Genomic DNA, 12072 nt, shown 5'->3' with positions numbered 1-12072 from the left:
CCGAGTGCGTTTCGGCAGTTGATCGCGGCGCAGGGTGAGGGTGGTGCGGCGCATCGGTTGCGGGTGGTGGTCTTTGGTGGTGAGGCGCTGGATGTCGCGGCGTTGAGGCCGTGGATGCGGCGTGCGGTCAATGGTGGGACGCGTCTGGTGAACATGTACGGGATCACCGAGACGACGGTTCATGTCACGTATCGGGAGATCACGGAGGCGGATGCGGACGGTTCGGCGAGCCCGATCGGTCATCGCATCCCGGACTTGCGGATCTACGTCCTGGACGAGCACGGTCGGCCGGTTCCCCTGGGTGCCGTGGGTGAGTTGTATGTCGGTGGCGAGGGTGTGGCGCGGGGGTATCTGAACCGTCCGGAGTTGACGGCGGAGCGGTTCGTGTCGGATCCCTTCTGTGGTCGTGCCGAGGCGCGGATGTACAAGACGGGTGATCTGGCGCGGCAGTTGGCGGACGGGTCCTTGGAGTACCTGGGGCGCAACGACGACCAGGTCAAGATCCGCGGGTTCCGTATCGAGCTCGGCGAGATCGAGGCCGCCCTCGCCGGACACGAAGCGGTCTCCCACGGCGTCGTCGTCCCGCGCGGCTCCGACGACGACCGTGCGCTCGTCGCCTATGTGAGCCCGACGCCGCAGTGGCTCGACGACGCCGCCCGCGAGCAGAACGCCACGCTCCTGGACCAGTGGCAGCGGGTCTTCGAGGACCAGTACGCGGGGACCGGCGACGAAGCCGCCGACGACCTCAACCTGGCGGGCTGGGACAGCAGTTACACCGGCGTGCCCGTGCCCGAGGCCGGCATGCGCGAGTGGATCGACGGCACCGTCCGGCGCATCGCCGGGCTGCGGCCGCGGCGCCTGCTGGAGATCGGCTGCGGCACCGGACTGCTCCTGTTCCGCTACGCGGAAGCCTGCGAGGCGGTGCACGCCTTCGACCTGTCGGCATCGGCGCTCGCCGACGTCCGCCGGGGCGTCGAGCGCCGCGGCTGGAGCCACGTCACCCTGGAACAGGGAGACGCCCTGTCGATGGCCCGCCTCACCGGGCAGACCTTCGACACGATCGTGCTCAACTCCGTGGCGCAGTACTTCCCGAACCGGGTCTACCTGGAGGAGACGATCGCCCGGATGCTGCCGCTCCTGGAGGACGGCGGCCGCATCTTCATCGGCGACGTACGCAACCTCGACCTGCTCCCGGCCCACCTGAGCGCCGTCGAACGCAGCCGCGCAGGAGGCCGCACCACGGCGGGCGCGCTCGCCGAACAGGTGCGCCGCCGCCGCAGGCAGGAGAGCGAACTGCTCCTGAGCCCCACCTACTTCGCCCGCATCGCCGAGCGCTTCCCCGATCTCGGCGGGTACGACCTCATGGCCAAGCGCGGCGTCGAGGACAACGAGATGTCCGCCTACCGCTACGACGTCGTCCTGACCAAGGGCAAGGGCACCCCGGCCGAGCCCCTGACGTGGCTGGACGCCGACACCACCCAGCGGCTGGGCGCCCTCCTGGAGGACGGCGCCCCCGACCGCTTCGGCGTCAGCGGCCTGCGCAACCCCCGGGTCGCCGACGACGTGCGCGTCGGTGAGGGACTGACCCGCTGGTCGCCCTCCCGCGAAGTGGACCCGCTTCCCGGTGGCGTCCGGCTCACGGAGCAGGCCGCCGACGAGGTGCGCGAGTTGGAGGCCGTGCTGCTGCGCGCCGAAGAGCTCGGCTACCAGGTGGCGGCCACCTGGTCGCAGGACCGTCCCGACGGCCTCGACCTGGTCTTCGGCCGGGACGCCCTGCCTCCGGTCCGGGCCCGCGCGCCCTACCGCGAGGCGCACCTGGCGAACTTCCCGCGGATCGGCGACCTGGGCCCCTCGGCGGCCCGCACGCTCAAGGAGCACCTGTCCGCGCGGCTGCCGGAGTACATGCTGCCCAGCGTGTTCATGCTCCTCGAAGAGCTGCCCATCACCCCCAACGGAAAGGTCGACAAGCGGGCGCTGCCCGCCCCGGACGAGGGCGCCGTGGCCAAGGAGGCCTACGTCGCGCCGCGCACCGGGACCCAGCGGACCCTCTGCCGCGTCCTCGAAGAGGTGCTCGGGGTCAGCCGTGTCGGCATCGAGGACAGCTTCTTCGCGCTCGGCGGGCACTCCCTGCTCGCCGTCCGGCTCAACCTGCGCGTACGCCAGGAGACGGGCCGCGAACTGCCGCTGCAGCTGATCCTCACGGGCGCCACCGTGACCGAGATGGCCGCGGCGATGGAGGACGAGCCGTCCGCCGCCGAGGCCGTGCCGCTCGTGCCGGCCGTGCCCGTCGCGGAGGGCGAGGAGGTGCCGCTCTCGCTCCAGCAGGGCGACCTGTGGTTCCTCGGCCACCCGGAGCACCTGGACGCCTCGTACGACAACGCGCAGCTGGCCCACCGGCTGACGGGACGCGTCGACCGCGACGCCTTCGCGCGCGCCGTCCAGGCACTCGTCGCACGCCACGCGGTACTGCGCACCGGCTATGTGCGCCGCGACGGAGACGTCGTCCAGCGCGTCCACGACGCCGCCGGCTTCGAGGTGACCGTCACCGAACCGATCGCCGGGGACGACGCCCTCGCCGCGTGGCTCAGGGACGAACGCACCCGTCCCTTCGCGCCGGAGGGCCCGTACGCGGTGCGGATCCACCTGGTGCCGGTCGCGGACGACGAGCACGTCGTCGTGCTCACCCGCCCCTGGGGTGTCTTCGACGGCTGGTCGCTGACCATCGTGCTGACCGAACTCATGGTCCTGTACGGCGCGTCGAGCCGGGGCGAGGAGCCGGATCTGCCGGAACTGCCGCTCCAGTACGCCGACTTCGCCCGCTGGCAGCGCGAGGTGCTGGACGACGCGGTACTCGACCGCCAACGCGACTACTGGAAGCGGCAGTTGGACGGCCTGCCCGCCTGTCTTTCGCTGCGCACGGACCACCCGCGCCGCCCGGTGAAGTCCTACCGGGGCGCCAAGGTCACGTTCGACGTCCCGCAGTCCGTGCTCGCACGGCTCAGGCAGCTGGGCCAGGAACACGACGGCACGCTGTACATGACCCTGCTCTCGGCGTTCGCCGTGCTCCTGGGCGGTCACGCGGACGACCGCGAGCTGGCCATCGGTTCGCCCGTCACCAACCGGCCGCGGGCCGAACTGGAGCAGCTCGTCGGCTACTTCGTGAACACCGTGGTGATCCGCCTCGGCATCGCCCCGGACCGCGTCTTCACCGACCTGCTCGCCCAGGCCCGGCAGGTCACGGGGGAGGCCCACGAACACAAGGACCTGCCCTTCGCCGAACTGGCCGGGGAACTGGCGCCGGAGGCCGATCCCTCGTACTCCCCGCTGTTCCAGGTGATGTTCAACCTGGTGCCGAACCCGGCGGCCGAGGCGGGCGACGCGGCCGGAGCGGCGGACCTGGCCGTGAGCCCCGTCGCCGCCGACCCCGGACCGGCGAAGTACGACCTCAACCTGACCGCCCTGGAGACGGACACCGGCCTGCAGGGCCAACTGGAGTACAGCACCGACCTGTTCACGCGGGACACCGCCGAACGCATGGCGCGGACGTACGAGCGGCTGCTGCGGGAGATCGCGGCGGACCCCGCGGCGGACCTGGCCCGGCTGCGGACGCGAGCACAGACCGTCACCGAGGCGGACACGACCGCATGACGACGCACCCTCCCCACCACCTCGAACAGGAACGACCGGAAGAGGAAGCAGGCATGTCCACGAGTGATCCGGCCGAGCGGGCGGTCGACCCGACCGGCGCGGCCGACGCGGCCGAGCGTGCGGTCGCCGTCGTCGGCATGTCCTGCAGGGTTCCGGGCGCCGAAGACCTCGACGCCTTCTGGGAGTTGCTGCGCGACGGCGTGGACGCCATCACCGACGTGCCGGCCGGGCGGTGGGACCTGGACGGGATCCCGGACGGCGCGCCCGGCTTCGAAGGCGTGCGCCGCGGCGGGTTCCTGGACCGCGTCGCCGACTTCGACAGCGGCTTCTTCGGCATCTCGCCGCGCGAGGCGGACGCGATGGACCCGCGCCAGCGCCTGGCCCTGGAGCTGAGCTGGACGGCGCTCGAACACGCCGCCGTCGTGCCGGAGACCCTGCGCGGCGGCAAGGCCGCGGTGTTCCTCGGCGCCACCGGCGACGACTACGCCGCGCTCGTCCACCGGCACGGCGGGGACGCCGTGTCCCACCACTCCATGGCGGGCCTGAGCCGCGGAGTGATCGCCAACCGCGTCTCCTACCAGCTCGGCCTGCGCGGCCCCAGCCTCACCGTGGACGCGGCGCAGTCCTCGTCCCTGGTCGCCGTCCACCTCGCCTGCGAGAGCCTGCTGTCGGGCGCCGCCACGCTGGCCCTGGCGGGCGGCGTCCACCTGAACCTCGCGCCGGAGGGCACGCTCGCCTTCGCGCGGGCGGGCGCCCTGTCCCCGGACGGGCGCTGCTACACCTTCGACGCGCGCGCCAACGGCACGGTGCGCGGCGAGGGCGGCGGCATGGTCGTCCTCAAGCGCCTGGCGGACGCCGTCGCCGACGGTGACACCGTCCACTGCGTCCTGCTCGGCAGCGCCGTCAACAACGACGGCGGCGGCGAGGGCCTCACCGTCCCCGACGGCGAGGCCCAGCAGGAACTCCTGCACAGCGCCTACGCCCGGGCCGCCGCGGACCCGGCCGGGGTGCGGTACGTCGAACTGCACGGCACCGGCACGCGCGCGGGCGACCCCGTCGAGGCGGCGGCGCTGGGAGCCGTGCTCGGCCAGGACAGGCCGGACGCGGAGCCGCTCCTCGTCGGCTCGGTCAAGACCAACATCGGGCACCTGGACGGCGCCGCCGGGGTGATCGGCCTGATCAAGGTCGCCCTCTCGGTACGGAACGGAACCCTGCCGTCCAGCCTCAACTACACCGAGCCCAACCCGGCGATCCCCATGGAACGGCTGGGGCTCCGGGTCAACGACACGACCGGGCCCTGGCCCGAGGGGCCGCGGCTCGCGGGCGTCAGCTCGTTCGGCGTGGGCGGCACCAACTGCCACGTGGTGGTGGGCGAGGCCCCCGCCGCGCCCGCGGACGACCCCGCGCGGGCCGAGCCGACCGCGGTGCCCGTCGTGGTGTCGGGCCGCAGCGGGGCCGCGCTGCGGGCCCAGGCACGACAGCTGCACGCGCGCGTGGCGGCCGACCCGGAGCTGCGCCCCGTGGACGTCGGACACACGGCGGCCACCACCCGGTCGGTGTTCGCGCACCGCGGCGTCGTCGTCGCCGCGGACCGCGCCGAACTCCTGGCCGGCCTGGCCGCCCTGGCCGCGGGCGAACCGTCGCCCCACGTGGTGGAGGGCACCGCGGGATCCGCGTCCGGCGTCGTCTGGGCGTTCCCCGGGCAGGGCCCGCAGTGGGCCGGCATGGCCCTGGACCTGTGGGACCGCCTGCCGGTCTTCGCCGCCCGGATGGACGCGTGCGCGCGACTGCTCGACGACCAGGTGGACTGGCGGCTGCGGGACGCGCTCGCCGACGAGGACGCGCTGCTGCGCATGGACGTCATGCAGCCCGCGCTCTTCGCGGTGCAGGTGTCCCTGGCCGAGGTGTGGCGCGCGGCCGGGATCGCCCCCGACGCCGTGGTCGGCCACTCCCAGGGCGAGATCACGGCCGCCTGCGCGGCGGGGATCATGCCCGTGGCGGACGGCATGCGGCTCATGGTCGAGCGCAGCCGGGTCATCGCCGACCGGCTCTCCGGCCGCGGCGGCATGGCGCTCGTCGAGATGACGGCGGCGGACGTCGAGGCGGCCATCGAGCACGCCGTGTGGGAGCGGGTCTCGATCGGCGCCGTGAACGGCCCGCGGGCGGTCGTCGTCTCAGGACCGGTCGACGCCGTGGACGCGGTGGTGGCCGACTGCCGCGCCCGTGACGTGCGCGCCCGACGCGTCCCCATCGACTACGCCTCGCACTCGCGGCACGTCGAGGAGATCCGCGAGGAGGTCCTGCGGGCGGCCGCGCACGTCACCACCCAAGGCCGCGAGGTCGCCTTCTACTCCACCGTCACCGGCGGCCCCCTCGACCCGTCCGACCTGGACGCCGCGTACTGGTACCGGAACCTGCGCGAACCGGTGCGCCTGGAGGACGCCGTGCGGGCTCTCGCCGCCGACGGGCACCGCGTGTTCGTGGAGGCCAGCCCGCACCCCGTCCTGACGATGGCCGTCCAGTCCACCGTCGACACCGTGGAGGGCGCCGCCGACGCGGTGGTGCAGGGCACCCTGCGACGCGCCGAGGACGGCGTGCGGCGCCTCCTCCTGTCCCTGGCCGCGCTGCACGTGCGGGGCGTCACCGTGGACTGGCGGCCGGTCTTCGAGGGCACCGGCGCCCGCGCCGTGGAGCTGCCCACCTACGCCTTCCAGCGCAGTACCCACTGGATCGCCGCCGAGGCGACCGGAGGTGCCGTGCGGCCGACGGCGGCACCGGCACCCGCGCCGCCCCAGGACGCGTCCGACGCCGAGACACCCGCCATGGGGGAGCGGGACCTGCGCGCGCTGATCCACTCCCAGGCGGCAGCCGTCCTCGGGCACACCGACCCGCAGACGGTCGCCGCGGACCGCACGTTCAAGGAGACCGGCTTCGACTCGGTCACCGCGGTCGAGCTCAGCACCCGCCTGAGCCAGGCCACCGGACTGCGGCTCGCCACCACGCTCGTCTACGACCACCCCACCCCCGCCGCGCTCCTGCGCCACCTCACCGAGGAGCTCGCGGGAGACGCCCCGGACACCGCGGCGCCCGTACAGGGCCCGGCACCGGACGACGACCTGGTCGCGATCGTGGGCATGAGCTGCCGGCTGCCCGGCGGCGTGAACTCCCCCGAGGACCTGTGGCGGCTGGTCCGCGACGGGGTGGACGCCATCTCGGCGTTCCCCGAGGACCGCGGCTGGGACGTGGCGCCGGAGGCCACAGGACAGGTCCGCAGCGGCGGATTCCTGTACGACGCCCCGGACTTCGACGCCGACTTCTTCCGGATCAGCCCGCGCGAGGCCCGCGCGATGGACCCGCAGCAGCGGCTGCTCCTGGAAACCTCGTGGGAGGCCCTGGAGCGCTCCGGGATCGACCCCGAGTCCCTGCGCCACAGCCGCACGGCCGTCTTCATGGGCGTCTCCGACCAGTCGTACGTCCCTCCGCTGCACGAGACGTCCGACAGCTTCGGCGGCTACGCCCTGACCGGCGGCCTGCCGAGCGTGGCGTCCGGCCGCATCGCCTACACCTTCGGGTTCGAGGGCCCCGCGGTGACGGTGGACACGGCGTGCTCGTCGTCGCTGGTGTCGCTGCACCTGGCGGCGGCGTCGCTGCGGTCGGGCGAGAGCTCCCTGGCCCTGGCGGGCGGGGCCGAAGTGATGTCCACGCCCGGCATGTTCGTGGAGTTCTCCCGGCAGAACGGCCTCTCCGCGGACGGCCGGTGCAAGGCGTTCTCGGACGCGGCCGACGGCACGGGCTGGTCCGAGGGTGTGGGCGTGCTGGTCCTTGAGCGGCTGTCGGACGCGCGGCGCAACGGCCACCAGGTCCTCGCCGTGCTGCGCGGCTCCGCCACCAACCAGGACGGCGCGTCCAACGGACTCTCCGCGCCGAACGGTCCCTCCCAGGAGCGGGTGATCCGCGACGCGCTGGCGCAGGCCGGCCTGTCGGCGCCGGACGTGGACGCGGTGGAGGCGCACGGCACGGGCACCACGCTCGGCGACCCCATCGAGGCGCGGGCGCTCCTGGCGACGTACGGGCAGGGCCGGGAGGCCGAACGGCCCCTGTGGCTGGGTTCGTTGAAGTCGAACATCGGTCACACGCAGGCGGCGGCGGGTGTGGCGGGTGTGATCAAGACGGTGCTCGCGCTGCGGCACGGTGTGCTGCCGCGGACGCTGCATGTGGAGCGTCCCTCGCGGCACGTGGACTGGTCGTCGGGCGCGGTGGAGCTGCTGACCGAGCAGCGGCAGTGGCCGCAGACCGGCCGCCCCCGCCGGGCCGCGGTGTCGTCGTTCGGGATCAGCGGCACCAACGCCCACGTGATCATCGAGCAGGCGCCCGCCGAGGCCGAACCGGCCCCGGAGGAGCGGGCGTCGGCGCGTGCCGCGCTTCCCGTGCCGGTCCTCGTGTCCGCCAAGACCGAGGCGGCGCTGGCCGACCAGGCCGCGCGGCTGCGGGAGCACCTCGTGTCCCACACGGAGCTGCGCCCGCTCGACGTCGGCCGGTCGCTGGCCACGGCGCGCACGCGGTTCGAGCACCGGGCCGCCGTCGTGGCCGCCGACCGCGACGACCTGCTCGCCGGGCTCGACGCGCTGGTCGAGGGCGCCGCGAAGGCGCCGCGCTCGGTCACGGGAACGGCACGGGCCGCCGGTGGCCGCGTGGTCTTCGTCTTCCCCGGCCAGGGCTCGCAGTGGGCGGGCATGGCCGTGGAACTCCTCGACGCGGAACCGGTGTTCGCCGAGCGGCTGCGGTCCTGCGCCGCGGCGCTCGCGGAGTTCGTCGACTGGGACTTGGAGGACGTGCTGCGGCAGGCCGCGGACGCCCCGACCCTGGAGCGGGTCGACGTGGTCCAGCCCGCGTCCTGGGCGGTGATGGTGTCGCTCGCGGCGCTCTGGCGCGCGTACGGCGTCGAACCCTCCGCCGTCGTGGGTCACTCCCAGGGCGAGATCGCGGCCGCCTGCGTGGCCGGAGCCCTGTCGCTGCGCGACGCGGCCCGCGTGGTCGCGCTCCGTTCCCGGGCCATCGCGCGGGACCTGGCGGGACACGGCGGAATGATGTCCGTCGCGCTGCCCGCCGCGCAGGCCGAGGCCCGCCTGGAGCGCTGGCGCGGCCGCCTCGCGGTGGCCGCCCTGAACGGCCCGAACGCCACCGTGGTGGCCGGTGACGCCGAGGCGCTCGACGAACTGCACGCCGCCTGCCAGGAGGAGGGCGTACGGGCGCGCAAGGTCCCGGTGGACTACGCATCGCACACCTCCCACGTCGAGCGCATCGAGGAGGAACTGGCCACGGTGCTCGCCGAGTTGAGCCCCGTCCCCGCCGAGGTGCCCTTCTACTCGACCGTGCGGAGCGACTGGCTGGGCGAGGACCTCGCGGACGCCGGCTACTGGTACCGCAACCTGCGCCGGACCGTGCACTTCCACTCCGCGGTGGCCGCGCTCGCCGAGCAGGGCCACGACACGTTCATCGAGGTCAGCTCCCACCCGGTGCTCACCATGAGCATCCAGGAGATCCTGGAGGACGGCGGGTCCGCGCGGACCGCGGCGGTCTGCGGGTCGCTCCGCCGCGACGAGGGCGGCCCCACCCGGTTCCTGGCCTCGGTCGCCGAGGTGTGGACGCGCGGCGTCGACGTCGACTGGGAGCGGCTGTTCGCCGGCGCGCCCCGGGCCGACGACCTGCCGACGTACGCCTTCCAGCGCACCCGCCACTGGCTCGACGCCACCGCCGACCAGCCGCTCCTCGGGAACGCCGTGGAGCTCGCCGACGGCGCGGGCACCGTCCTGACGGAGCGCGTCTCGCTGCGGTCGCGGCCCTGGCTGACCGACCACCGCGTGCTCGGCAGGGCCGTGGTGCCCGGCACCGCCCTGCTCGACATGGCGCTGCGCGTGGGCGACACCGTCGACGAACTGACGCTGCACACACCGCTGGTGGTGCCCGAGCGCGACGCGGTCGAGGTGCAGCTGACGGCGGCCGCGCCGGACGACGCGGGCCGACGGGCGGTCCGTGTCCACGGCCGCGTCCTCGGCGCCGCCGACGAGGCCTGGCAGCTCCACGCCACCGGTGTGGTCCGTGCCGCGGAGCCCGCGCAGGCCTGCGTCGCGACGGAGGCGTGGCCGCCGCCAGGGGCCGTGCCGCAGGACCGCACGGCCTGGTACGACGAACTCGCCGGGCGCGGCCTGGAGTACGGCCCCGCGTTCCGCAACCTGGAGCGCGTCTGGCGCCACGGCGACGACCTGCTCGCCGAGGTGGCGCTGCGCGAGGAGCCGGGGCCGTTCGGCGTGCACCCGGCGCTCCTCGACGCGGTCCTGCACCCGCTGGTCCTGGAACAGCCCGGCACGATGGTGCCGTTCTCCTGGGCCGGTGTCCGCCTCGCGCGCAGGGGCGCGTCCCGGCTGCGGGTGCGGATCTCGCCGCTGGGCGAGGGCAGGGCGTCCCTGGACGTCGCCGACGGCAGCGGGGTCGAGGTGCTCCGCGTCGACTCGCTGACCCTGCGGCCCCTGGACGCCCGGCGCACCGACCCCAGGCTCTTCCAGGTGGAGTGGCGCGAGGCCGCCGCGCCCGCCGCCGCGAAGCCAGGGGATCCCGCGACGACGGTGCTGCCCGTCACGCCGGGCGACGCGGACGTGCCCACGGCCGTCCACGAGACCGCCGAGCGCGTGCTGCGCCACGTACGCAAGTGGCTGGAGGAGAACGGCGAGGGCTCCTCGCGCCTGGTCGTCGCCACCCGGCGTGCGGTGGCCGTGGAGCCCGGCGACGACGTCGACCTCGCGGCGGCGACCGTGTGGGGGCTGCTGCGACCCACCCAGACCGAACACCCCGGCCGGATCGTGCTCGTGGACACCGACGCCGCCGGTGACGACTCCGCCGAACCCGACGCCGAGGAGCTGGCACGCGCCTCGGCGCTCGGCGAGCCCCAAGTGGCGCTGCGGGACGGCACGTCGTACGTCCCCAGGCTCGCCCGCGGCTCCGTCCCGGCGCCCGACCAGGACCGTCCGGTCATCGACCCCGAGGGCACCGTGCTCATCACGGGCGGGACCGGCGGGCTCGGCGCCCTCGTGGCGCGCCGCCTCGTGACCGGGCACGGCGTACGCCACCTGCTGCTCGTCAGCAGGAGCGGCCGGGCCGCCGACGGCGTGGACGAGCTGGTGGCCGAACTGGCCGCGCAGGGCGCCGCCGTCTCCGTCGCCGCCTGCGACGTCACCGACCGGGCCGCGCTCGCCGAACTCCTGGCGGACGTCCCCGCGTCGGCGCCGCTGCGCGCCGTGGTGCACGCGGCCGGACGCATGGACGACGCCGCGACGCTGTCCCTGGAGCCCGAGCGGCTGCACGCGGTCCTGGCGCCGAAGGTCGACGCCGCCTGGCATCTGCACGACCTCACCGCGGGCCTCGACCTGACGGCGTTCGTCCTCTTCTCCTCCGTGACCGCCACGGTGGGGCTCGCGGGCCAGGCCAACTACGCGGCGGGCAACGCCTTCCTCGACGCGCTGGCCCACCACCGGCACGCCGCCGGGCTGCCCGCCCTCTCCCTCGGCTGGGGCCTGTGGGAGCGGCGCACCGGCATGACCGACCGGCTCGACGACGCCGACCGGCAGCGGATGCTCCGGATGGGCATGCGGCCGCTGCCCACGGACGACGGCCTCGCGCTGCTCGATCTCGTCCTCGGCGCGCCGGACCGGGCGCACCTGGTGCCCGCCTGGCTCGACGTCGCCGCACTTCGCGACACCGGGACCGAGCCGCCCGCGCTGCTCCAAGGGCTCGTCCCGGCAAGGGCCGCGCGGGAGAGCACGGCGCGGGGCGGCGCCGAGCCGTTGCGGGAGCGGCTGCTCACCCTGCCCGAGCGCGACAGGGAGCTGACGGTGCGACGGCTCGTGCAGGCGGAGATCGTCACCGTCCTCGGCAGGGCCGGGGCGCAGGAGGTGCCCGCCGACCGCGGCTTCACCACCCTCGGCTTCGACTCGCTGACGGCCCTGGAGCTGCGCAACCGCCTCTCCACCCTCACCGGCGTCACCCTCACCGCCACGGTGACCTTCGACCACCCGAGCCCGGCCGCGCTGGCCAGGCACCTGCTGGAGCGGCTCACCCCGGAACCTGCCGCCGCCGCGCCGCAGGCGGCCCCGGAGCCACCGGCGAGCCCGCCCGCACCGGCGTCGCCCCCCGACGGGCCCCCGGTCCTCGCCGACCTGGACCGGCTCGCGCACAGCGTGACCGGCGTCGGCGACGACGGACTGCGGGCGGCCGTCACCGACCGCCTCATCGAGCTCCTCGGGGCGGTGGCCGTCGGACCGGATCCCGGCGACCCGGTGGAGGTGCCGCATGACGAGCAGATTGCCGCGGCCGACGCGGACGAACTCTTTTCTCTGATCGACGATGAGCTGGGAAGGCCCTGAAACATGA

2 protein-coding genes and 1 pseudogene are annotated in these 12072 nt (G+C 74.7%); all 3 read left to right on the top strand.

The features are described 5' to 3' along the window. Window positions 1-18: 18 nt before the first annotated feature. Window positions 19-294: pseudogene (locus ACZ4D5_RS43075) on the top strand (AMP-binding protein); the annotation flags it as partial. A gap of 12 nt (window positions 295-306) precedes the next feature. Further along, on the top strand, window positions 307-3648 hold the full coding sequence (locus tag ACZ4D5_RS43070) for a condensation domain-containing protein (RefSeq protein ID WP_467778011.1): 3342 nt from the start codon (window positions 307-309) through the stop codon (window positions 3646-3648). Window positions 3649-3701: 53 nt separating this feature from the next. Beyond that, window positions 3702-12065: a type I polyketide synthase gene (locus ACZ4D5_RS43065; protein ID WP_467778008.1), complete on the top strand. Its 8364-nt coding sequence runs from the start codon at window positions 3702-3704 to the stop codon at window positions 12063-12065. Window positions 12066-12072 lie beyond the last annotated feature (7 nt).

The organism is Streptomyces sp. NPDC025651 (genome assembly GCF_055558735.1).
This window is presented reverse-complemented; position numbering and strand designations above follow the sequence as displayed.

Excerpts from the sequence above, each read along its gene's own strand:
- ACZ4D5_RS43065 (WP_467778008.1), top strand. The coding sequence starts at position 3,702 with ATGTCCACGAGTGATCCGGCCGAGCGGGCGGTCGACCCGACCGGCGCG.